The 23,970-nt window shown below is 41.6% G+C and carries 25 protein-coding genes; 24 read left to right on the top strand and 1 reads right to left on the bottom strand.

The genetic code is table 11. The features are described 5' to 3' along the window. The first annotated feature begins 33 nt into the window (after positions 1-33). The 11 genes from E2L03_RS02035 (at position 34) to rnc (ending at position 10,822) form a co-directional block, all read left to right on the top strand. Positions 34-1,671 carry a fatty acid kinase ATP-binding subunit FakA gene (locus E2L03_RS02035; RefSeq protein WP_134258717.1) on the top strand — a complete coding sequence of 546 codons (1,638 nt, stop codon included), beginning with the start codon at positions 34-36 and terminating at the stop codon, positions 1,669-1,671. A gap of 20 nt (positions 1,672-1,691) precedes the next feature. After that, positions 1,692-2,552, top strand: coding sequence for a fatty acid kinase binding subunit FakB (locus E2L03_RS02030; protein ID WP_038480853.1), 861 nt, complete (start codon positions 1,692-1,694; stop codon positions 2,550-2,552). A 61-nt stretch (positions 2,553-2,613) separates the two neighbouring features. Beyond that, entirely contained in the window at positions 2,614-3,276 is a 663-nt protein-coding gene (gene sdaAB, locus E2L03_RS02025) for an L-serine ammonia-lyase, iron-sulfur-dependent subunit beta (protein WP_038480850.1), read from the top strand. A gap of 12 nt (positions 3,277-3,288) precedes the next feature. Then, a complete protein-coding gene (sdaAA, locus tag E2L03_RS02020) occupies positions 3,289-4,179 on the top strand; it encodes an L-serine ammonia-lyase, iron-sulfur-dependent, subunit alpha (protein ID WP_038480848.1) in 891 nt (296 codons plus the stop codon). Beyond that, positions 4,176-6,221 carry an ATP-dependent DNA helicase RecG gene (gene recG / locus E2L03_RS02015; RefSeq protein ID WP_134258503.1) on the top strand — a complete coding sequence of 682 codons (2,046 nt, stop codon included), beginning with the start codon at positions 4,176-4,178 and terminating at the stop codon, positions 6,219-6,221. The genes sdaAA and recG overlap by 4 nt, the downstream gene beginning before the upstream one ends. A gap of 88 nt (positions 6,222-6,309) precedes the next feature. Next, positions 6,310-6,882 carry a transcription factor FapR gene (fapR, locus tag E2L03_RS02010; RefSeq protein ID WP_038480842.1) on the top strand — a complete coding sequence of 191 codons (573 nt, stop codon included), beginning with the start codon at positions 6,310-6,312 and terminating at the stop codon, positions 6,880-6,882. A 6-nt stretch (positions 6,883-6,888) separates the two neighbouring features. Beyond that, the gene (plsX, locus tag E2L03_RS02005) at positions 6,889-7,893 is read left to right on the top strand and encodes a phosphate acyltransferase PlsX (protein WP_055735852.1); all 1,005 of its coding nucleotides are present in this window, start codon (positions 6,889-6,891) and stop codon (positions 7,891-7,893) included. After that, complete coding sequence (gene fabD, locus E2L03_RS02000; RefSeq protein ID WP_134258502.1) at positions 7,886-8,827, top strand: ACP S-malonyltransferase; 942 nt, start codon at positions 7,886-7,888, stop codon at positions 8,825-8,827. Before plsX ends, fabD begins: the two co-directional genes overlap by 8 nt. A 2-nt stretch (positions 8,828-8,829) precedes the next feature. Next, complete coding sequence (gene fabG, locus E2L03_RS01995) at positions 8,830-9,573, top strand: 3-oxoacyl-[acyl-carrier-protein] reductase (protein WP_055735854.1); 744 nt, start codon at positions 8,830-8,832, stop codon at positions 9,571-9,573. A gap of 74 nt (positions 9,574-9,647) precedes the next feature. After that, complete coding sequence (gene acpP, locus E2L03_RS01990) at positions 9,648-9,881, top strand: acyl carrier protein (RefSeq protein ID WP_035396930.1); 234 nt, start codon at positions 9,648-9,650, stop codon at positions 9,879-9,881. Between the two features lie 158 nt (positions 9,882-10,039). Further along, positions 10,040-10,822 carry a ribonuclease III gene (rnc, locus tag E2L03_RS01985; protein ID WP_038480830.1) on the top strand — a complete coding sequence of 261 codons (783 nt, stop codon included), beginning with the start codon at positions 10,040-10,042 and terminating at the stop codon, positions 10,820-10,822. Positions 10,823-10,861: 39 nt separating this feature from the next. On the opposite strand, the gene E2L03_RS01980 is transcribed toward rnc, so the two are convergent. Continuing rightward, entirely contained in the window at positions 10,862-11,086 is a 225-nt protein-coding gene (locus E2L03_RS01980; protein ID WP_051667548.1) for a DUF1128 family protein, read from the bottom strand. A 164-nt stretch (positions 11,087-11,250) separates the two neighbouring features. On the opposite strand from E2L03_RS01980, the gene smc reads away from it, so the two are divergent. The 13 genes from smc to ylqF all read left to right on the top strand — a co-directional run bounded on the left by smc (position 11,251) and on the right by ylqF (position 23,913). Continuing rightward, positions 11,251-14,814 carry a chromosome segregation protein SMC gene (gene smc / locus E2L03_RS01975; protein ID WP_134258716.1) on the top strand — a complete coding sequence of 1,188 codons (3,564 nt, stop codon included), beginning with the start codon at positions 11,251-11,253 and terminating at the stop codon, positions 14,812-14,814. A gap of 8 nt (positions 14,815-14,822) precedes the next feature. Next, positions 14,823-15,809, top strand: a complete 987-nt coding sequence (ftsY, locus tag E2L03_RS01970) for a signal recognition particle-docking protein FtsY (protein WP_038480824.1) — start codon at positions 14,823-14,825, stop codon at positions 15,807-15,809. A 92-nt stretch (positions 15,810-15,901) separates the two neighbouring features. Next, entirely contained in the window at positions 15,902-16,231 is a 330-nt protein-coding gene (locus E2L03_RS01965) for a putative DNA-binding protein (protein ID WP_038480821.1), read from the top strand. Between the two features lie 19 nt (positions 16,232-16,250). Beyond that, positions 16,251-17,606, top strand: coding sequence for a signal recognition particle protein (ffh, locus tag E2L03_RS01960; protein WP_038480818.1), 1,356 nt, complete (start codon positions 16,251-16,253; stop codon positions 17,604-17,606). A gap of 91 nt (positions 17,607-17,697) precedes the next feature. Continuing rightward, entirely contained in the window at positions 17,698-17,970 is a 273-nt protein-coding gene (gene rpsP, locus E2L03_RS01955) for a 30S ribosomal protein S16 (RefSeq protein WP_035396932.1), read from the top strand. 24 nt (positions 17,971-17,994) lie between these two features. Then, the gene (locus E2L03_RS01950) at positions 17,995-18,222 is read left to right on the top strand and encodes a KH domain-containing protein (protein ID WP_035396933.1); all 228 of its coding nucleotides are present in this window, start codon (positions 17,995-17,997) and stop codon (positions 18,220-18,222) included. Positions 18,223-18,270: 48 nt separating this feature from the next. Further along, complete coding sequence (locus E2L03_RS01945; RefSeq protein ID WP_124742224.1) at positions 18,271-18,681, top strand: YlqD family protein; 411 nt, start codon at positions 18,271-18,273, stop codon at positions 18,679-18,681. Next, positions 18,678-19,199: a ribosome maturation factor RimM gene (gene rimM, locus E2L03_RS01940; RefSeq protein WP_124742223.1), complete on the top strand. Its 522-nt coding sequence runs from the start codon at positions 18,678-18,680 to the stop codon at positions 19,197-19,199. The genes E2L03_RS01945 and rimM overlap by 4 nt, the downstream gene beginning before the upstream one ends. Further along, on the top strand, positions 19,196-19,933 hold the full coding sequence (gene trmD, locus E2L03_RS01935; RefSeq protein WP_124742222.1) for a tRNA (guanosine(37)-N1)-methyltransferase TrmD: 738 nt from the start codon (positions 19,196-19,198) through the stop codon (positions 19,931-19,933). The genes rimM and trmD overlap by 4 nt, the downstream gene beginning before the upstream one ends. A 20-nt stretch (positions 19,934-19,953) precedes the next feature. Further along, positions 19,954-21,783 (top strand): arginine--tRNA ligase, encoded by a 1,830-nt coding sequence (locus E2L03_RS01930; RefSeq protein ID WP_134258501.1) that lies wholly within the window; start codon positions 19,954-19,956, stop codon positions 21,781-21,783. Between the two features lie 134 nt (positions 21,784-21,917). Next, positions 21,918-22,265: a 50S ribosomal protein L19 gene (rplS, locus tag E2L03_RS01925; protein WP_035396938.1), complete on the top strand. Its 348-nt coding sequence runs from the start codon at positions 21,918-21,920 to the stop codon at positions 22,263-22,265. Between the two features lie 217 nt (positions 22,266-22,482). Beyond that, on the top strand, positions 22,483-23,034 hold the full coding sequence (gene lepB, locus E2L03_RS01920) for a signal peptidase I (RefSeq protein ID WP_038480802.1): 552 nt from the start codon (positions 22,483-22,485) through the stop codon (positions 23,032-23,034). Positions 23,035-23,049: 15 nt separating this feature from the next. Continuing rightward, on the top strand, positions 23,050-23,913 hold the full coding sequence (ylqF, locus tag E2L03_RS01915; protein ID WP_038480799.1) for a ribosome biogenesis GTPase YlqF: 864 nt from the start codon (positions 23,050-23,052) through the stop codon (positions 23,911-23,913). The last annotated feature ends 57 nt before the right edge of the window (positions 23,914-23,970 follow it).

The following is a 23,970-nucleotide window of genomic DNA, read 5'->3' as shown; positions in this document are numbered from 1 at the left end:
ACAAGGAAACTGAAAGGTCAAGAGCTTGCGCACATGTTTATAGAAGGGGCAAATGAGCTCGGGAAAAAAGCGGAAGTTGTAGATTCGCTTAACGTATTTCCTGTACCCGATGGAGACACTGGTACGAATATGAACTTAACCATTACCTCAGGGGTAAAGGAAGTGCGTCAAGCATCACTTGATGAAGCGAGTAAAGTGGCAGCTGCATTTGCAAAGGGCTTATTAATGGGCGCAAGAGGAAATTCAGGTGTCATTCTATCGCAACTCTTTCGCGGGTTTTCAAAAGAACTTGAGGGAAAAAAAGAATTAACGACGGAGCAATTTGCTGAGGCGATGGAAGCAGGCGTAAAGACTGCATATAAAGCAGTCATGAAGCCTGTGGAAGGTACCATTTTAACCGTTGCAAAAGAGATGGCGAAGCACGCTTTGAAACTAGCGAAAAAAGAAACAGCGTTTGAATTGTTTTTAACATCCGTTATAAAAGAAGGCGAACGATCCCTTGCGCGTACGCCAGATTTGCTTCCTGTTTTAAAAGAAGTTGGTGTGGTTGACTCTGGTGGACAAGGTTTATTATATATTTATGTCGGGTTTCTACAAGCGCTTACAGGTGGAGAATCGTTACAAATCTTACAAGAGCCGAAAATGGACGATTTTATTCGTGCTGAACACCATCATGATGGGCATGAAAACATGGATCCAAGTGAGATTGAATTTGGTTATTGTACAGAAGTAATGGTGAAGTTTGACGCCGAACAGTTGGCTCATAACCCATATGATGAAGATCAGTTTCGTTTAAAGCTAAGTGAGTATGGCGATTCACTATTAGTTGTATCAGATGATGACTTATTAAAAATACACATTCATGCAGAGTACCCTGGGCAAGTCGTAACTGAGGCGCAAGCATACGGTTCCCTTGTTCAAGTGAAAGTCGAAAATATGCGTGAACAGCAGTCAAATTTGTCTGATTCTCATGCGATGAAAAAAGCAGAGAAAGCTTCTAAGCCAAAAGAGCTCGCAGAGTTTGCTATGGTAGCTGTTTCTGTTGGTGCTGGTATTGAAAAGATCTTTAAAGGTTTAGGGGTAAATGAGGTTGTTGCAGGCGGTCAAACGATGAACCCAAGTACAGAAGACATCGTATCAGCCATTAAGCAAGTTCACGCTAAAAATGTTATTATCTTGCCCAACAATAGCAACATTGTGATGTCAGCTGAACAAGCTGCCGAAGTGGCTGATGTTCATTGTGTTGTTGTGCCGACGAAAACAGTTCCACAAGGCTTAGCTGCATTACTAGCGTTTAATCCAGGTCGTGATATTGAAGAAAACGCAGCGGCGATGGAAGCGGCGATGATGGATGTTAAAACTGGTGAAGTGACGTATGCAGTTCGTGATACGGAAATGGACGGTCAATCCATTAAAAAAGGCGATTTTATGGGTATTTTTAATAAGAAAATCGTGGCTAACGGTCAAGATGTTGTAAAAACAGCAACAAACCTCCTGAGTGAAATGGTAGACGATGATTCAGAAGTTGTTACGATTATTACTGGAGAGGGTTCTAGTGAAGAAGTGACAGAACAACTAGAAACGTATCTTCAAATGCATGCAGAGGATGTAGAGATTGATATCGTTGAAGGCGGACAGCCACTCTATTCCTATATCTTTTCTGTTGAATAATAAATGAGGAGGAACGTTCAATGGCGAAAGTGAAAGTTGTGACTGACTCAACAGCGGATATTCCAAACGCTCTTGTTGACGAACTAAATATTTCTGTTATCCCGTTAAATGTCCATTTCGGCGATGAGCAATTTGAAGACGGCGTCACTCTTCAACCTCGTGATTTCTATAAGCGTTTAAAAGAAACAGACGTTATGCCGAAAACATCACAGCCATCACCACAGCAATTTGAAGATTTGTATCGTTCCATTGCAGACGAGGACACATCAGCTATTTTGTCTATCCATCTTTCAGCTCAATTAAGTGGGACGGTACAAGCTGCATTAATTGCTAAAGACGCGCTAGCAAATGAACTAACAATTCATGTGTGTAATTCGAAGCGTGCTTCTTATGCCATTGGAATAATCGTTGTGGAGGTTGCGAGACTAGCGGCTCAAGGTGCGGACCTTGCAACGTGTCAAGCTCGTTTAGAGCAAATGCTGAACGATACCAATGTTTATTTTATGGTTGATACGCTTGAATTTCTTCAAAAGAATGGGCGAATTGGGAAAGCCTCTGCATTGTTAGGCTCCCTTTTGAAAATGAAGCCTATCTTGTCTCTCAATGATGATGGTGAGGTATACCCACATGAGAAAGTGCGAGGGCAGAAAAAAGCAGTGTCTCGGATGATGGCATTGCTGCAAGAACAATTTGGAAGCGACTCTGTTCAAGTAGGAATATCACATGCAGTTAATGAAGAGCTTGCGCAAAAATTAGCGGAAGAAATTAAGCAAGCTTTTACCGTTGACTCGTTGGTCATAACTGAGATTGGCGCGGTTATTGGTGCACATGTCGGGCCAGGAACGGTTTCCTTATCAATGACAAAAGTAGATTCTAAGTAACAAAAAGGTTGCCAACTGTCATTGATGGCAACCTTTTTGGTTCTTTAATGGAGGCGAGACGATGAAGTATAGAACGGTGTTTGACATTATTGGCCCAGTTATGATTGGCCCATCTAGTTCACATACAGCAGGCGCTGCGCGTATTGGAAAAGTAGCACGAACGCTGTTTGGTCAGTTGCCGGATCATGCCGACTTACATTTTTATGGGTCATTTGCGAAAACGTATAAAGGACATGGGACAGATGTTGCTGTTATTGGAGGACTACTTGATTACGAAACGGATGATGAGCGAATTCGTCAAGCCTATGAAGAAGCGGAAAAAGCAAAGCTGACGATTTCGATTCATGAAGAAGGTGCCATTGATCACCATCCAAACACAGTTCGCATTAAACTGTATAAAGGAGAAGAGACGTTTGAACTTGTAGGTGTGTCCATTGGAGGAGGCAAAATTGAAATTATTGAACTGAACGGTTTCGTGCTTCGATTATCAGGGAATCATCCTGCTATCCTTGTGGTTCATCAAGATCGGTATGGCGTCATTGCTGCTGTAAGTAATTTATTAGCAAAACACCAGCTGAACATCGGGCATATGGAGGTTTCTCGGAAGGAAAAAGGTGAGCAAGCGCTCATGGTTATTGAAGTAGATCAAAATGTGGACGAGTCTATATTACATCCTTTAGAAAACTTACCTCATATTACCCATGTGACTAAAATACACGACTAAGGAGGGGTACGAATGTTTCGAAATGTGTCAGAGCTACTTGCATTAACAGAAGAAAAACAGTGTTCAATCTCAGAAGTGATGATTCAACAAGAGATGAATGTGACAGGTAAATCCCGCGAAGAAATACTAAATAAAATGCGTATTAATTTAGCCACAATGGAAGCGGCTGTAAAACGTGGGATTGAAGAAGATGTCGTTTCTGTTTCAGGTTTAACAGGGGGCGATGGAAAGAAACTTGCAGCATATATTCGTAAAGGAAACATGATTGGTGGTGAAACAACCCTACTAGCAGTGGCGAATGCTATGGCGACAAATGAAGTCAATGCTGCAATGGGAACGATTTGCGCAACCCCAACTGCTGGATCTGCCGGTGTGGTTCCTGGTGTACTGTTCGGTGTAGAAGGGAAATTTAATCCAACTGAAGATGAGAAGCTTGCTTTCCTATTTACAAGTGGGGCTCTTGGCTTTGTTGTCGCCAATAATGCGTCTATTTCAGGAGCAGCTGGAGGCTGTCAAGCGGAAGTAGGATCAGCTACTGGAATGGCAGCAGCAGCTTTAGTAGAGCTTGCAGGTGGAACACCAAAGCAATCTGCTCATGGGATGGCCATTGCATTAAAGAATATGCTCGGTTTGGTATGTGATCCTGTAGCTGGACTTGTTGAAGTACCCTGTGTAAAACGAAATGCCGCCGGTGCTTCTCTAGCGATTACGGCTGCTGATATGGCCCTTGCTGGAATTGAAAGTAGAATTCCGTGTGATGAAGTAATTGAAGCGATGTATCGAATTGGTCAGACGATGCCAGAATCGTTGCGAGAAACAGGTGAAGGTGGACTTGCTGCGACGCCTACTGGACGTCGACTGGAGGCAGCTGTATTTGGAAAGACAGCTGAACGTGCGAAGTGAATTTGTCTCAGTTACGTGTAGATACAGTAAAAGGCATTGGCGAGGAAAGCGCTAAGGCGTTAGGAGGTCTTGGGATCTATACCGTCCAAGACCTTTTAGAGTTTTTTCCATTTCGCTATGAAGATTATTCCCTTAAATCTCCAGGAGACGTAGCTCACGAAGACCGAGTGACGATGATCGGAACCATTCAAAGTGAGCCTTCTGTCCGCTACTTCGGTAAGAAAAAAAATCGCTTAAGTTTTCGTATGGTTGTTGATGGTGTGCTCGTTCAGGTGATTTTTTTTAATCGAGCTTTTTTAAAAACAAAGATTCAACTAGGGAGTACAGTGACGGTAACAGGAAAATGGGATGCCCATCGACTAACGATAACCGGAAGTGAGTTGAAGTTTGGTGAAATCGAGCGTCAAGGCAACGTCGAGCCTGTTTACCATGCAACAAGCACCATTTCAAGTAAACAACTGCAACGTTGGATAAAAGTGGCGTTGGAGATGTATGAACATCAGATTGTTGAACCTCTCCCAGCAACCATAAGGGAACGGTATAAACTTTTAAATAAAACAGAAACCATTCGACATCTCCACAATCCGCTTCATCCGGAGTTGGTTAAACAAGCGAGAAGACGCTACGTCTATGAGGAATTGCTTTATTTCCAGCTACGAATGCGAGTATTTAAGCAACAACACCGTGAATTGCAAACAGGAAGACAGCTTATTGTTAGTCGTGATCAACTAGATCCATTCTTTGCACAATTGCCATTTTCATTAACTGGGGCACAAAATCAGGCAGTTGACGATATTTTAGCAGATATCTCTTCTCCTTATCGAATGAATCGTCTGTTACAAGGAGACGTAGGTTCGGGAAAAACTGCTGTTGCAGCAGCCTGTATGTATGCTGTTGTAAAAGCTGGAGCCCAAAGCGCCTTAATGGCCCCAACAGAGATTTTAGCAGAGCAGCATGCGAAATCGTTAGCGGATTGGTTTGAGCCTTTAGGTTTATCTGTTGCCCTCTTAGCTGGCTCTGTAAAGGGCAAAAAGCGAACAGTACTTCTTGAAAAAATTGCTACAGGTGAGATAGATATTGTCGTAGGAACACATGCATTAATACAAGAAGATGTTTTCTTCCACAATCTTGGGTTCGTTATCACTGATGAACAACATCGTTTCGGAGTCGAGCAAAGGCGAGTGCTACGAAGTAAAGGGGAAAGTCCTGATGTGCTGTTTATGACTGCCACACCAATACCGAGAACATTGGCTATTTCAGTATTTGGTGATATGGATGTATCGGTGCTTAATGAGCTGCCAGCAGGTCGAAAACCAATTGAGACCTATTGGGTCACTCACGATTTATTTGAACGAGTACTTGGATTTATTGAAAAAGAAGTGATGGCCGGACATCAAGCGTACGTCATTAGTCCGCTTATTGAAGAATCAGAGAAGCTTGACGTACAGAATGCCATTGACCTCTATACAATGCTCGCAAACCATTATCAAGGAAATATTCAGGTAGGGTTAATGCATGGACGCTTGTCTGCTGCGGAAAAAGAGGATGTAATGAGTGCTTTTGCTAAAAATGACACACAGCTCCTTGTGTCTACAACGGTTGTTGAAGTTGGTGTAAATGTTCCAAATGCAACAGTTATGGTGATCTATGACGCTGATCGCTTCGGTTTAGCACAATTGCACCAGTTACGAGGTAGAGTAGGGCGTGGAGACGCACAATCAACGTGTATATTAGTTGCAAAGCCCAAATCAGAAGTCGGTAAGGAACGAATGCGTATTATGACTGAAACAACAGATGGTTTTGTACTATCTGAACGTGATTTGGAGTTACGAGGTCCAGGAGATTTCTTTGGTTCTAAACAAAGTGGATTGCCAGACTTCAAGCTAGCAGATGTGGTTCACGATTATCGGACGTTAGAAACGGCTCGACAAGATGCTGATGTCATTATTTCGTCAAATGTTCTTGAGCATGATGAAGAGTATGCGCATTTAGCCCGCTATTTAAAAGAAATTGGCGCATATGAAGGAGAAAAAATTGATTAACCCTTGAAGGTTTGTTGAAAGAACTTTATACTAGTCTTAGTACCTAGTCATAAAACGAATGGTAGATAAACGGATGGAGAAGCAAACGATGCGATTAAAGAAAAAAGAACGACAACTACAATTAAGTAAATTGTTAAACGAAAATCCATTTATGACAGATGAAGCACTGTCTGAGCATTTTTCCGTTAGTATACAAACCATTCGTTTAGACCGGATGGAAAAGAATATACCTGAATTACGAGAACGGATTAAAGATGTTGCTTATCAGCACCGAGATACGGTTATCTCGCTTTCCCCAGATGAAGTCATTGGAGAAATTATTGATCTTGTCCTTGAAAAACAAGCGATTTCCATGTTTGAAGTAAACGAAGAGCACGTATTTGCTCGAAATGGTATTGCTCGCGGTCATCATTTATTTGCACAAGCGAATTCGCTCGCAGTTGCATTAATGGACAATGAGCTGGTTTTAACAGCGAAGGCAAATATTCACTTTAAACGACCAGTACGTCTTGGAGAACGTGTCATTGCAAAGGCCGAAGTTGTCGATACCCATGGAGATCGAACAAAAGTAACAGTTACAAGTAAAGTGAATCAAGAAATCGTATTCGATGGAGACTTTGTCATGTTTAAGCAACATGAAACAGAGGAAGAGGGCGGTTGATCATGAATGAAAATTGCAATTGACGCAATGGGCGGCGATCATGCGCCACATGCACAAGTAGAAGCAGCAATTCGTGCTGTAAAAGAGTTCGCGGATCTTCAAATTACATTAATTGGTGACGAGACGAAAATGAAGCCGTTGCTAACGGATTCCCACAACAGAATTTCAATGGTCCACACTGTGGAATCTATTTTAGATACAGATAAACCTACAACGGCCGTTAGACGAAAGAAAGATGCCTCAATGGTGTTAGCTGTAAATGAAGTGAAGGCACAACATGCCGATGCCTGCATTTCTTCAGGAAATACAGGCGCACTTATGACGGCAGGCTTGCTTTACGTTGGACGACAAAAAGGAATTGATCGACCAGCTTTGTCCCCTATGTTACCGACAAAGGATGGGAATGGATTTTTGTTGCTGGATGTTGGTGCCAATATGGAAGCAAAAGCAGAACATCTTCTTCAGTATGCTGTAATTGGTGATGCGTATATGCAAAAAATCCATCAAGTGGAAAAACCAAGAATTGGCTTGTTAAATGTAGGCACGGAGGCAGGGAAAGGAACAGAGCTAACGAAGGAAGCCTATCGTTTATTGGATGAAAGCACATTGCATTTTGTCGGGAACGTCGAAGCGAGAGACTTACTTGACGGTGTTTGCGATGTTGTCGTTTGTGATGGGTTTTCCGGGAATCTTGTTTTAAAAACAATAGAAGGAACAGCAAAAATGCTATTTTCAATGTTGAAAACAGAGCTAACTAGCTCGATTTCAGCGAAGCTAGCGGCAGGAATGCTTAAACCGAAGCTTACCGGCTTGAAAAAGAAAATGGATTACTCGGAATACGGTGGTGCAGGCTTGTTTGGTTTAAAAGCACCGGTAATTAAAGCGCATGGTTCTTCAGATTCGAATGCATTCTTTCACGCAATCCGCCAGGCAAAAGAGATGGTAGATCAAGACGTAGTAGCTGTCATTGAAGCCAATTTATTACTAAATAGGAGGCAGGAAAATGAGTAAAATAGCCTTTTTGTTTCCTGGTCAAGGCTCGCAAAAAGTCGGTATGGGTACGGATTATTTTGCAACAAATGAAAAAGCTGCGGCTATTGTAAATGAAGCGGATACCGCTTTAGGCTTTTCCATTAGTGAGTTAATGAAAGAAGGACCAGAGGACACGTTAAAGCAAACGGCATATGCACAGCCTGCACTTGTGACAATGAGTACGGCCTTGCTGCAATTATTTAAAGATGAAGGCATTCAGCCTGACTATGTTGCTGGCCACAGTTTAGGTGAATATTCAGCTCTTGTAGCAAGTGAAGCGTTGCCTTTTGCAGAGGCGGTCCGTCTTGTACATAAGCGTGGGACTTTAATGGAACAGGCGGTACCTAATGGTCAAGGGGCTATGGTTGCTGTTCTAGGGCTTGACCAAGACACTCTTCAATCTATATGTGAAGAGGTGACATCAGCGGGTAACGCAGTGAATGTGGCAAATTTAAACTGCCCAGGCCAAGTAGTTTTATCAGGTACAGCGACAGGTATTGAACAAGCAAGTGCTTTGGCAAAAGAAAAAGGAGCAAGACGAGCATTGCCGCTTGCGGTTAGTGGTCCTTTTCATTCTTCTCTAATGAAGCCAGCCTCTGAACAATTTGAAAGTGACTTACATAGTGCAACCATTACCATGCCAATGGTTCCGGTTATTGCGAACGTGACGGCAGATGAAATACATGCTCCAGAAGTTATTGGAGCCCTTCTAGCAGAACAGCTTTATTCACCTGTTCGATTTGAAGAAAGCGTTAACCGCATGATTGAGCTAGGTGTGGATACATTTATTGAAATTGGTCCAGGCAACGTGTTAACGGGGCTTGTGAAAAAAATCAATCGCCAAGTACAAGCCCATGCTGTCCAGGATCAAGCTTCCTTCGACAACGTATTGGGAATATTGAAAGGGGAATAGCCATGTTTACTGGAAAAACAGCAATTGTGACGGGTGCATCAAGAGGGATTGGTAAAGCGATAGCCCTTGAATTGGCGAAAAACGGTGCCAATATTATTGTAAACTATGCAGGAAATCAAGCGAAAGCTGAAGAAGTTGTTAGTGAGATTAACGCTATTGGTCAAGAAGCAGTCGCCATCCAAACAAACGTTGCAAATGAAGATGAAGTAAAGAACATGATTAAGGAAACGGTAGAGCGGTTTGGGTCTGTTGACATTTTAGTAAATAACGCTGGGATCACAAAAGATAATTTAGTCATGCGAATGAAAGAATCCGATTGGGACGATGTGCTAGATATAAATTTAAAAGGTGTATTTCTTTGCGCAAAGGGTGTCAGTCGCCAAATGATGAAACAGCGCTCTGGACGCATTATTAATGTCGCATCGGTTGTTGGTGTGCTTGGAAACCCAGGTCAAGCCAATTATGTTGCAGCAAAAGCTGGGGTTATAGGGTTGACAAAAACACTAGCGAAAGAGTTTGCCTCTAGAAATATTTTAGTGAATGCCATTGCGCCAGGCTTTATTACAACCGATATGACCGATGAATTAAGTGGCGATGCGAAAGAGGCATTACTTGGACAAATCCCGTTAGGTATGTTAGGAGAACCAGACGACGTTGCTCGTGTTGTGCGCTTTTTAGCAAGTGACGATGCAAAGTATATGACTGGACAAACTCTTCATGTAGATGGTGGAATGGCAATGCCGTAAAAGGCTACTTGACACGTACGACTTGTGTCAGTACAATTTTACTTTGCCAGTACTTTTGAAAGGAGGTGACTAGTGTGGCTGACGTAATGGAGCGCGTAACGAAAATCGTCGTTGACCGTTTAGGTGTAGAAGAATCAGAAGTAACGCTTGAGGCATCTTTTAAAGACGACCTTAAAGCTGACTCACTTGATGTGGTGGAGCTTGTAATGGAGCTTGAAGATGAGTTCGACATGGAAATTGCTGATGAAGACGCAGAAAAAATTGCAACGGTTAAGGATGTTGTCGATTACATAAATAACAACGCATAACCGATTGAAGAGAGCCCTTTCAGCGAACCTGTTAGGGCTCTTTAACACATCTTTACATATAAAGATCAGCAAGAATCTGTTAAAATGATGACAGGAGAAAGAAATAAGAAGAACGAACTCTTTTTACTTTTTGAGCTCCAGCATCTGGAGGTAAGTGTATGGTACAACCATCTAAATTTCAAAGAAAACCAAGACCAAATGATCGAAAACGTACGCAACGTCGTTTAGAATTGACAGAAGCTCAGAAACGTCAATTCGACGATTTACTCGTACGGACTTCATTAACATTTGAAAATCGCAAACTGTTGATTCAAGCATTTACTCATTCCTCCTATGTGAATGAGCAGCGTATCTTCTCTTCATCAGATAACGAACGGCTGGAGTTTCTTGGCGACGCTGTATTAGAGCTTGCAGTTTCACAGTATTTGTTTAAAACATATAAATCGATGAGTGAAGGAGATATGACGAAGCTGCGTGCTTCCATTGTATGTGAACCGTCTCTCGCCATGTTTGCAGAAGAGCTTCAATTTGGTCAGCTTGTGTTACTTGGAAAAGGAGAAGAAGTGACTGGCGGTAGAACGAGACCGGCGTTACTCGCTGACGTGTTTGAAGCGTTTATTGGTGCCTTGTATCTCGATCAAGGGCTAGATGCCGTTTTCTTATTTTTATCACGGTTTATGTACCCGAAAATAAAAGAAGGTGCCTTTACCCATAAAATGGATTTTAAGAGCCAGCTTCAGGAATTTGTACAGCGAGATAATCGTGGTCAAATTAAATACCAAATTGTCCAAGAGCGTGGACCAGCTCATGATCGTGAGTTTGTATCGAACGTCCGCTTAAATGATGAGACGATCGGAAGTGGAACCGGCCGCTCCAAAAAAGAAGCGGAACAGTTAGCAGCAAAACAAGCATTGGATGCGCTCAATTGGAAAAAAAGCTAGAGAAAAGAAGCGGTTCGGCTCCTTTTTTCTAGCTTTCTTTTATTCTTCTTCCCGAAGTTGGCCAAGCTCTTGAACAATTTCATCTAGTTCACTAATGGAAAAGGATGGTTGTCTCATGACGTGCGTATGTAAGGCAAGTAGATCCTGATGTTTACGATCGTGAACAGCGTCTGCTTTAATGACGCTAGCATTAACAATGTTTAGCTTTTTTTTCATATCATTAAGTAAAGCCTCGACTTCATCTATAGATAGAGATTGACTCATTTTATAGTCCCCCTTAGTAAGAATAAACTTACGATACCATGTTTTCTCTATAAACAAAACTACGAATTGGTTTTCTGGATTACGAGAGGTTCTTTATATGATAGAATAGGGTGGTTCATAATGAACCAAACGAGTTAGTATGGAGTAAGAAAGCAGGGAAGTTTATGTTCCTTAAACGGATAGAAGTCAAAGGTTTTAAGTCCTTTGGCGAGCCTATACAAGTTGATTTTGACCAAGGTGTTACGGCCGTGGTTGGGCCAAACGGAAGTGGAAAAAGCAATATTTCCGATGGAATCCGCTGGGTATTAGGCGAGCAAAGCGCACGGTCGCTGCGTGGAGCGAAAATGGAAGATGTTATTTTTGCAGGAAGCGATACGCGAAAAGCAGTTAATGTAGCGGAAGTATCGCTTGTATTAGATAACGAAGATGAACATTTGGCGATTGATTATAGTGAAGTGCGAGTGACTCGTAGACTATACCGATCTGGCGACAGTGAATATTTACTTAATGGAACAACCTGTCGCTTAAAAGATGTGACTGATTTATTCCTTGACTCTGGATTAGGGAGAGAAGCCTATTCCATTATCGGGCAAGGAAAGATTGAAGAAATATTAAGTAGCAAAGCAGAACAACGACGTTTAATCTTTGAAGAAGCTGCAGGTGTATTAAAGTATAAAACTAGGAAGCAGACAGCAGAAAAACGGTTAAACCAAACGGAAGAAAATTTGCATCGTGTAAACGATATATTAAATGAATTAGAAGATCAGGTTGAGCCTCTTCGGGAACAGGCGGCAATCGCCAAGGAATTTATACGCCTTAAAGAAGAGCAAGAAAACCTTGACATAGCTGTCACAACAGAAGAGATTTCTCAGTTACATACAGAGTGGGAAAGTCAATCAGAGGAACTTAAAAAGTTAAAAGCGATGATTGGAGAACAACGCAAACAGCTTGCAGTGAACGAAGACGAATTAGAATCGATTCGAGAAAAACAGCGCTTGAGTCGAGAGAAAAGCTCCTCCATTCAGCAACGCTATCTTCAAGTTAGTGAAGAATTAGAAAAAAATGAAGGCCGTAAAGGCATTTTAGAAGAGAAACAGCGAAGTAAGCAAAAGGATGAAGAGCAAAGCAAGCAGTTACTCATTCAAAAAGAAGCGGAACAAGAGCAGCTGGCTAAAAAGAAAGAAGACCTCGAAAAAACCTATCAATCGTTAAAGGCGAAAAGTAAAGACATTGATTCTGCCTATCAAAAGGTGGAACAGTCCCTTTCTCAATCAAAGGAAACCATTGCTGCAGATATTGAAGATGCAAAAGGGGATTATATTGAGTGGTTAAATGAACAGGCTTCCTTACGAAATGAACGTCGCTATTTAAATGAACAAGTGGAGCAAAAACAGCGTTTCTCGGATAAAAGTGAAAGCGAGCTTGCAACGGTAAGACAGTTACTTGAGTCAGGAGAACAAAGGTTAGAACTTGACAAAACTGAGCTTGAATCAACGAAACAGCAGTTGGATGAACACAAACATGCTTTACGTACACTTTTGCAATCAGAAGAAGAAGCAAAGGAAGCATTATTTAAAAAAGAGACAAAGCTGTATGAAGCGTACAAACTCCTGCAAAAAATAGATGGCCGAAGAGAAGCGTTGCAAGAAATGGAAGATGATTTTTCTGGTTTTTTCCACGGTGTAAAAGAAGTTTTAAAACAGAGAGAGCGTCTAACAGGTGTTGTTGGTGCAGTTGCAGAACTGATCCATGTACCGCAAAAAGTCGAAAAAGCCATTGATATTGCTTTAGGTGGACAAGCGCAGCACGTCATCGTTGAAACGGAGCAGGCTGCTCGTGCCGCTATTGGCTATTTAAAAGAACAGCGCGCCGGTCGAGCAACATTCTTGCCTGTGAGCACGATTAAGCCACGTACAATCCCTGAAGCAGTTGCTACGGGATTAAAAGGACAACCAGGATTTGTTCGCTTGGCTTCTGAAGCTGTAGAAGTAGAGGATTCATATCGCCCTATCATTGAGTCATTACTTGGCACAACTATTATTGTAGAAGAGCTAACGTCTGCAAATCGCATTGCTAAGCAATTCAATCACCGTTATCGAATCGTGACATTGGATGGGGACATTGTTAATCCTGGTGGTTCTATGACAGGTGGAAGTGTTAAACAAAATCAATCTTCTTTGTTAAGCCGAAAACGTGAAAAAGAAGAACTTGATGGAAAGAAAAAACAACTTGATCATGCGATTGAATCCCTTGAAAAACAAGTAACAAACTTAAAAGAAGCGCGCATTGAAAAACAACAGAACATTCAAGAGCTCCAAAAGAAAGAGCAAACCTTAACAATAGAGTACGACCGAGTACGAGAACGTTACCAAAACAAAGAGCTGGAAATGACTCAATCGAAGCGAGAGTATGAACGTCTAGAACGATTGAAAGCAAGCGAAAAGCAAGAAGGCGATGCGACGAAAAATCGTCTGAAGGAAATTGAGGCAGGCGAACAGCGTGCCGCCGCCGAGGCATCAAAATTAGAAAAGCGTATCGAAGAACTCCAGCTTCAGCTTGATCATGAACAACTTGCAAAAGAAAAAGGGCAAGCAGAATTAACTGAATTAAAAGTAGCGCGTGCTGAAATTAGACAACAATTAACGTATCACCAGACACAGCTAGCAGAAACGGTTAAACAGTTCGATGAAGTGAAGCGTGTTCTAGCAATCGAAACAGAAAACTATCAACTTCTGCATTCTACTGCAGGAGAACAGATCGTAACGAAAGAATCGTTAACAACATTGATTGCTGATGCGAACGCTGAAAAAGAAGCACTTTCCAAGCAGCTCCAGTCATTACAGGAAGAAGAGCGACTCTATAACGAGCAGTATGAACGTTTAGGATTGGAGAATAAACGAAATCAAGACGAGCTTGAAACAGTTCTATCAAAAAGTCAGGCATTAGAAGTTCGCGTGAACCGTCTTGATGTCGATTTAGATTATCGCTTAAATCGACTGAGAGAAGAGTATGAGCTTTCATATGAAGGTGCAAAACAACAGTACTCGTTAAGAGAGCCTTTGGACGATTCCCGCAAACAATTAGCTTTACTAAGGCGCTCCATAGAAGAGCTTGGCGTGATTAACTTAGGTGCCATCGATGAGTACGATCGAATTAATGGCCGCTATCAATTTTTAACGGCTCAAAAAACCGATCTGCTTGATGCGCGCCAATCTCTTGACCAAGCAATTGACGAAATGGATGAAGAGATGAGTAAGCGATTCATGACGACTTTTGTAAGTATCCGTACTCATTTCCAAGAAGTGTTCGTGAAATTATTTGGTGGTGGGGATGCAGACCTGATTTTAACTGATCCAAATGCACCGTTAACAACCGGGATTGATATTGTTGCACGACCTCCTGGAAAGAAAAAACAGCAGCTCGGTTTGCTTTCAGGAGGAGAGCGAGCGTTAACCGCCATTGCGTTGCTGTTTGCAATCTTGCAGGTTCGCCCAGTTCCATTCTGTGTGCTGGATGAAGTTGAAGCGGCTTTAGATGAAGCCAATGTTAGCCGATTTGCTCAATATTTACGAGAGTTTTCGACTCGGACTCAATTTATTGTCGTCACGCATCGTAAGGGCACAATGGAAGGTGCAGATGTGTTATACGGGGTAACGATGGAAGAATCAGGCGTTTCGAGAATTGTCTCTGTTCGATTAGAGGAGTCAAAACAATTACTAGAAAGTTAGGTGAGCCGATGAGTTTTTTTAAAAAATTAAAAGAGAAAATGACACAACAAACAACAGATGTGACAGAGAAATTTAAGACAGGGCTTGAAAAAACAAGAACAAACTTTTCAGGAAAAATGAATGAGCTTGTTGCCCGCTACCGTAAAGTAGATGAAGATTTTTTCGAAGAGCTTGAAGAGCTTCTCATTAGTGCAGATGTTGGTGTCTCGAACGTAATGGAGTTGGTGGATGAGCTCAAAGAGGAAGTAAAGCTTCGCAACATTAAAGATACTGCTGATATCCAGCCGGTTATCTCGGAGAAGTTAGCTGGATTGCTTGAAAAAGATGGCGATGATACATCCTTAAACATACAGGAGCAAGACTTAACGGTTATTCTTGTTGTTGGCGTAAATGGAGTTGGTAAAACAACGTCTATTGGAAAGCTTGCCCACCATTTGAAAACCGAGGGGAAATCAGTCGTTCTTGCAGCGGGAGATACATTTCGTGCTGGGGCCATTGAGCAACTTGACGTATGGGGAGAACGGGTTGGTGTACCCGTGATTAAACAACAAGCCGGTTCTGATCCGGCTGCGGTGATGTATGATGCGGTGGCAGCAGCAAAGTCTCGCAAAGCAGACGTGCTTATTTGCGATACGGCGGGACGACTGCAAAATAAAGTAAACTTAATGAATGAGTTAGCGAAAGTAAAGCGAGTCATTGAGCGAGAAGTGCCAGGCGCTCCGCACGAAGTATTGCTCGTACTTGATGCCACTACAGGACAAAATGCGTTAGCGCAAGCAAAAGCGTTTGGACAAGCAACAGATGTTACCGGATTAGTGTTAACAAAGCTTGATGGAACAGCAAAAGGCGGAATTGTGATTGCGGTAAGACAAGAGCTTGATATACCGGTGAAGTTCATTGGCTTAGGAGAACAAAAAGATGATCTCCAGCCGTTTAACGCAGAGCAATTTGTCTATGGATTATTTAAAGATATGATTGAAACAAAAGAGGCTTAAAAATGTTGTTAAGATAAAATCTTGACAGTAGAAGCTTGATGTAGTAACATGTTTAAACGTAAAGGGAATTGACTTAACAAGGAGATTTGACCATGCTCGATAAAACGTTACGCATGAACTACTTGTTTGATTTTTATCAGCCCTTATTAACGGATAAACAGCAAAACTATATGACCCGTTATTATTTAGATGACTATTCCCTTGGTGAAATTGCAGATGAATACGAAGTAAGTCGCCAAGCAGTGTACGATAACATTCGACGAACAGAAACCATGCTTGAAGATTATGAAGCAAAGCTTGGTCTGCTAGAGAAGTTTGAAGCCCGTCGCTCTATATTTGCCCAGTTGCGCGACTATGCCAAAAACGACGATCGTAGGCAACTGTTGAATGAACTGACGGATCAATTAGAAAAACTTGATTAGGACGTAGGAGGCGATTGGATTGGCTTTTGAAGGACTCGCCGCACGCCTGCAAGATACGTTAACCAAAATCCGCGGAAAAGGGAAAGTAAGTGAACAAGACGTTAAAGATATGATGCGTGAAGTTCGCCTCGCCCTTCTCGAAGCAGATGTTAACTTCAAAGTCGTGAAGCAGTTTATTGCGAGTGTAAAAGAAAAGGCGTTAGGACAAGAGGTTATGAAAAGTCTAACGCCAGGTCAACAAGTGATAAAAGTCGTTAATGAAGAGTTAACAGCGCTAATGGGCTCTGAACAAAGTAAAATTGCTGTGGCAGCTAAGGCCCCAACGATTGTCATGATGGTTGGCTTGCAAGGTGCTGGTAAAACAACAACCACAGCAAAGCTCGCAAATCATTTGCGTAAAAATCATAACCGAAAGCCTCTTTTAGTGGCATGTGACATTTATCGTCCAGCCGCCATTAAACAATTAGAGACCCTTGGTAAACAGCTGGATATGCCTGTGTTTTCTCTAGGTGATCAAGTGAGCCCAGTTGAAATTGCAAAACAAGCGGTTCAAAAGGCAAAAGAAGAGCATCATGATTATGTTATCCTTGATACAGCAGGTCGTCTACACATTGATGAAACGTTAATGAAAGAGCTCACCGATATTAAGGAAATGGTTAAACCGGACGAGATTTTGCTTGTTGTTGACTCCATGACTGGTCAAGATGCCGTGAACGTTGCAGAGAGTTTTAACGAACAGCTTGATGTTACCGGAGCTGTGTTAACGAAGCTTGATGGGGATACTCGTGGTGGTGCGGCTATATCCATTAAAGCCGTCACCAATACACCGATTAAGTTTGCAGGTATGGGTGAAAAGATTGATCAGCTTGAGCCGTTTCATCCTGAACGTATGGCGTCCCGTATTCTTGGGATGGGAGACGTACTCTCTTTAATTGAAAAGGCGCAAACAAATGTAGATGAAGAGAAAGCAAAAGAGCTTGAGAAAAAATTGCGGACGATGGATTTTACATTTGATGATTTCCTAGAACAACTTGAGCAAGTAAAAAGCATGGGCCCTTTAGAAGATTTGCTTGGTATGATGCCTGGAATGAACAAAAAAGGGATGAAAGATTTAAAGGTTGATGAACACCAGCTCGTTCGAGTGGAAGCGATTGTGAAGTCAATGACTCCCCTCGAAAAGCGTGATCCCGCTGTCATTAATGGAAGTCGTCGGAAACGAATTGCGAAAGGAAGCGGCACGACCATTCAAGATGTGAATCGTTTGCTAAAGCAGTTTGAAGATATGAAGAAGATGATGAAACAAATGACAGGGATGCAGGCAGGTAAAGGAAAGAAACGTGGCAAAGGTCTTGGTGGGTTTAAACTCCCATTTTAAATCGTAAATGATTTAAAAAAACCTTGTCCGAACGTATCATTAGTGATATGATTAAAAATTGTGTTTAATATTATTTGGAGGTGTACAGCTAATGGCTGTTAAAATTCGATTAAAACGTATGGGATCTAAAAAAGCCCCATTTTACCGTGTAGTAGTTGCAGATTCTCGTTTCCCACGTGATGGACGATTCATTGAAGAAATTGGAACGTATAACCCAATCGCTCAACCAGCACAAGTGAACATTAAAGAGGACAAAGCACTTGAGTGGATGTTAAAAGGTGCAAAACCATCTGATACTGTTCGTAACTTGTTCTCAAATGCGGGTCTTATGGAGAAGCTTCACAACGAAAAGAACGCAAAATAATCACTCCCGAGGAGGATCAAATGGATGAAAGCTTTGGTTGAACATATTGCGAAATCATTAGTGGATTACCCTGATGCTGTGCAAGTTGAAGAAGCCCATGAGGAAAGAACAACCGTCTTGCGTCTTTCTGTACATCCAGATGATATGGGGAAAGTGATTGGAAAGCAAGGAAGAACAGCAAAAGCGATTCGTTCAGTGCTTTATGCTGCGAACAAACAACATGAGCGTGTGCGACTCGATATTGCTGATTGAAAAGGGAGAGGGAAACCTCACCCTTTTTTTGCATAGGAGGAATGTGTGATGAAATGCATTCGAAAAGCGTCTGTTAAGCACGTGTTAACGTCAACGAAACGAGCTGAACTGACCCGATCATTTGAAGAGGAAAAGGTGCAGTTAGAGCGTGAAATAAAACAGTTAGAATTTCAGTATCATCATGCGCAAAAGAAAACACCCTCGCAAATGGTTCCTTCATTAAAAGAAAAATTCGATCATGAAATTAACAGGCGTCAAGAAAAACAACAATCGCTTCAGTTTAAAATGGATCAGCTTAATCATTTGACAGAAGGAAGTGAGTTGTTCTTTGAAATGACAGATGTCCTCATCGATGTCGAAGTTGGTTCAAAGTGGGTATCTGCTGAGAATGCGCTGACGATTGTGGTTAAAGACGGTGTTATTCATGAGATAAGAGAAAGTGAGAACAGAGAAACATGACAAACTGGTTTAATGTCGGAAGATTAGTAAACACTCATGGTGTTCGTGGAGAAGTGCGTGTACTATCGAATACAGATTTTGGCGAAGAACGCTTTGCAATTGGCTCCCAGTTAAAAGTTGCGTCTTCACCAGATGAAAAAGGCACATTAATTCAAGTGAAGAGCCATCGGAAACATAAGAATTTTGACTTATTAACCTTTGAAGGTTATACGAATATGAATGAAGTGGAAGAATTTAAAGGGAAGTATATGTACGTTTCCGAAAAACAATTAAGCGAGCTTGGAGAAAATGAATTTTATTACCATGAAATTATTGGTTGTCAGGCTATCGATGAAGATGGTCATTCTTTAGGAATGATTAAAGAGATTATTGAAACTGGGGCAAATGATGTATGGGTTGTAGAACGCAAGGGCAAGAAAGACTTATTGCTTCCTTATATAGAAGATGTCATTAAAGAAGTGAACCTAAACGAAGGTATAGTCAAAGTGCATCTTCTTGAAGGACTGGATGATGTATGAGAATCGATATCTTAACCCTATTTCCAGAAATGTTTACAGGTGTGTTTGGGTCATCTATCTTAAAACAGGCTCAGGAGAAAGGCCTCGTTACGTATCAAGCCATTGATTTTCGTGAATTTACGACGAATAAACATCGGAAAGTAGATGATTATCCATACGGTGGCGGTGCTGGCATGGTGCTCACCCCACAGCCGATTTTTGATGCAGTAAACCATGTGACGGAACAAGGTGGAAAGAAACCGAGAATTGTGCTCCTATGCCCACAAGGGGAACGCTTTACGCAAGCAAAGGCAGAAGAACTCTCCAAAGAAGACCACCTCGTCTTCCTTTGCGGGCATTATGAAGGATTCGATGAACGTGTGCGAACGTCACTTGTCACAGATGAAATTTCCATTGGGGATTTTGTTCTTACTGGTGGCGAATTGGCGGCGATGGTTGTTACTGACAGTATCACACGTCTTCTTCCAGGTGTGCTTGGAAATGAAAATTCTGCCGTAACCGATTCGTATTCTACTGGATTACTCGAGCACCCTCATTATACAAGACCGGCAACATTTCAAGGTTTAGCGGTACCAGATGTTCTATTATCTGGTCACCATGAAAACATTGAGAAATGGCGGAGAGAAGAATCATTGCGCCGTACATTTAAGCGGCGTCCAGATTTATTAAAAGGGTATGCATTAACAAAAGAAGAAGCAGCTTTTATTGAACAGCTAAAAAGCGAAACAGAATAATCATACAAAGGAGTAACAGAATGGAAATCGGCCAGATTCTTCAGCAAACCATTAAAGACATTGTGAAAACGTATGATGGTGATGTGCAGGTAGAAATTGAGCAACCTGCACAACTCGCTCATGGAGACTATGCAACGAATATTGCGATGAAGCTTGCACGAGTTGCGAAAAAAAATCCATACGAGATTGCACTTGATTTAAAAGAGAAGCTTGTGGAGAAAGAGTTGCCAGTTAAACAAATAGATGTTGTTCGACCAGGGTTTATTAATTTTTTTATTGCATGGGATAGGGTGAATTTTTTTTCATCAACGACTAAACAAGTGGATAAACAGAAAGTTGTCATTGAGCATACATCGATTAATCCAAACAAATCAGCGCATATTGGTCATTTACGTAATGCATGTATTGGTGATACGTTAGCTCGAATGATGAAACAGGATCATCAAGAAGTTGAGACTCATAACTACATAGATGATCTTGGTAATCAGTTAGCAGATACCCTCACGGCTCTTTTACATACAGAATCTAATAAACCGGCAACACGCTTTGGTGACTATTGTTGGGATGTGTATTCCTCTTTAAATCAGTTGTACGATAAAGGGGAGTTGTCTACAGATAAGCGTGATGACGTATTGCATAAGCTTGAAGAAGGAAATAACAGCATATCTTGGCTAGGCTACGCAGTCGCAGATAAGTTGTCTGCCGAGCACGTAGAGGAAATGGGACAGTTTGATATTACCTACGATTTATTAGTATGGGAGCGAGACATTGTTGCCAATGGATTTTGGGATCGTGCCTTTGAAAAATTACAAACAAGCGAAGTGTTTTTTAAACAAGAGCACGGTCCTCAAGCTGGCTGCTGGGTCATTCGAACAAATGAAAAGCAAGAGGCAAGCGAGGAGTCTGTTGAACACCAAGCAGACAAAGTATTAATTCGTTCTAATGGTGTGTTAACGTATACGGTAAAAGATATTGCTTATCATATGTGGAAATTTGGCTTACTCGAGAATGATTTCTTGTATAAACCAAAAACAGAGACTCTTTGGACAACTAGTGCAGTCGGGCAATCACAACCGTTTGGACGTGGAGATGCAGTCATTAATGTCATAGATTACCGTCAAGAGTATCCACAGAAAGTGGTGAAGCAAGCTTTGCACGCGGCTGGCTATGAGAAGGAAGCTGCACAATTAAAGCACGTTTCCTACGGAGTCGTGTCACTTAGTAAGAATACGGCAGCAAAGCTAGGTTTAGAAACAGTAGAAGGAAAAGCAGTATATGCGATGTCTGGTCGAAAAGGAATAGGCATTAAAATTAGTGAGCTTATTTTAGAAATGAAGGAAGCTATACGTGTGCAAAGCCCAGAGGCAAATGAAGAAACAATTGAAGCACTAACATTTGCTGCGATTCGATACAATATGTTGCGCTATAATACAACATCAGATATTATTTTTGATTTAGACGAGGCGACACAAGTAACAGGCAACACAGGAATCTATTTAATCTACACATATGCACGGGCAAATAGCATTTTGCAAAAAGCTCAAGCAGCTCATTTAACATCAACTGATGGGTCATTTGCCGATGCAGATGACGCTGAACGAGCGATCCTTAAACATGTGTCTGGATGGAATGGGACATTTGAACGTTCGATTAGTGAGCTAGAGCCGAACTTACTTTGTACATTTGCATTTGAATTAGCGAGTTTATACAATCGCTTCTATGCCCTTTGTCCTGTCATTAAAGCAACACCAGACGAGCAAAAGAGAAGGCTAAAACTAACAGAGCTCGTCAAGGAACAATTAGAAATGATTTTTTCTATATTAGGGCTACCAAAGCTTGAAAGAATTTAATTGTTTGGTTGTCTAAGGCAATGGTTTATGCTATGATAATAGTTGTGACTAATGAGCTTTCATTAGCAAGATTACGATATTCCGCTGCTGCTTGATTAAGCAAGAATGTCTGTAGGGAAGGAGGGAACAATACGATGAGCAACCTTATTAAAGAAATCACTACAGAGCAGTTGCGTACTGATCATCCTGATTTTCGTCCAGGAGATACTCTTTCTATTCACGTAAAAGTTGTAGAGGGTACTCGTGAGCGTATTCAGTTATTTGAAGGTGTTGTTATTAAGCGTCGTGGATCTGGTATCAGCGAAACGTTTATTGCACGCAAAATCTCTTACGGTGTAGGTGTTGAACGTACATTCCCATTACATTCACCAAAGATCGAAAAGATCGAAGTGAAGCGTCAAGGACGCGTACGTCGTGCGAAACTTTATTACCTACGTAGCTTACGTGGTAAAAAAGCACGTATTAAAGAAATTCGTCGTTAATGTACCATTTGTGGTTGTAGTCCATATAACCACTAAAGAAGAGGCGTTCCTCGATTTGAGGGGCGCTTCTTTTTGCGTCTAATAGGGCGTCTATTTTTTAAAAATGACGTACGACAATGGGACTGTTCACTACGCTTTTATGAGAAAAACCCCTTTTCAATATTCGAAATGCCTGATGGGAAAAAACATGGTATGATAGAAGGAAGGGGGGCACGAGATGAAAAGTCGCACAAATCTTGTAGAGTGGGCAAAGATCCTCAGCATTGCTTTAATTACAACTGTTTTCGTCCGCATGTTTTTGTTGGCGCCAATTGTGGTAGACGGTCATTCAATGCAGCCAACACTTGATTCGGGTGACAAAATGATTGTGAATCAAATTGAATATACATTTTCGAAGCCAGAGCGGTTTGATATCATTGTGTTTCATGCTCCTGAAGGGAAAAATTATATTAAACGAGTTATTGGTGTGCCAGGTGATGAATTAGTTTATCGAGAGGATACCCTGTTCATTAACGGAGAGGCTGTAGAAGAACCCTATCTCGAAAGCTTAAAGAAAAGCGTACAACAAGGTCAACTTTTAACAGGCGATTTTACGTTGGAAGAGATTACTGGTAGTACCACCATTCCAGAAGAATCATACTTTGTTATGGGGGACAATCGACGCTTAAGTAAAGATAGCCGTGCCATCGGACTTGTTTCAAAAGAGGACGTCATTGGAAAAGCAAATGTCATCTTTTATCCATTTGAAAATATATCAATTGTAGAATAGTAAGTAGGTGTAGACATGAAAACCATTCAATGGTATCCAGGGCATATGGCAAAAGCACGACGAGAGATCAATGAGAAATTGTCTATGATTGACGTTGTCATTGAGCTCTTAGATGCGCGCATACCCGTATCATCCCAAAACCCTGTAATTGATGAGCTTGTTCAGCAGAAGCCTCGTCTTATTTTATTAAATAAAACAGATTTAGCAGATCCGAAACAAACAGAGCGCTGGAAGCATTTTTTTGAAAAGCAAGGTCATGCAGTCGTTGAAGTGAATTCCCAAACCGGTCAAGGAATCAAAAAGATTGTACCAGCATGCCAAGCACTAGCAAAAGATTTATATAAGAAATGGGAATCGAAAGGAATGAAGCCTCGGGCGCTTCGAGCCGTTATTCTTGGTATTCCAAATGTCGGAAAGTCCACGTTTATTAATCGTCTCGTCAATAAGCGGCAAGCGAAAGTAGGCGATCGACCTGGAATTACAAAGCAACAGCAGTGGATTAAAGTTGGTACAAGCTTAGATCTACTTGATACTCCAGGAATATTATGGCCAAAATTTGAAGATCAAGAAGTTGGTTTTCGATTAGCTGCGACTGGCGCAATTAAAGATGAATTGCTTGATTATGGTGATGTCGCTGCATTCGTTTTGCGCTATTGTCTCGACGTTTATCCCGAACTCTTACAAAAACGTTATCAGCTTGATGATGATGTAGATGGTGAAGATGTAGGTCGTCTGTTTGATGAGATTGGTCGTAAACGAGGCTGTATGTTGCGTGGAGGACTTGTTGATTATGATCGTACGGCTGAACTGCTATTAAGAGAGCTCAGAAGTGGCACAATTGGCCGTATTACGCTAGAGCGTGTACCAACGCCTGAATGAGTGAACGGTATAGACCGAGAATGACATAATGGCCATTCTCGGTTTTGTGTGTTTGAA

The organism is Shouchella oshimensis (assembly GCF_004375095.1).
Classification (GTDB): domain Bacteria; phylum Bacillota; class Bacilli; order Bacillales; family Bacillaceae_D; genus Shouchella; species Shouchella oshimensis.
The sequence above is the reverse complement of the archived record's forward strand: the minus strand, read 5'-3'. Positions and strand labels throughout refer to the sequence as shown.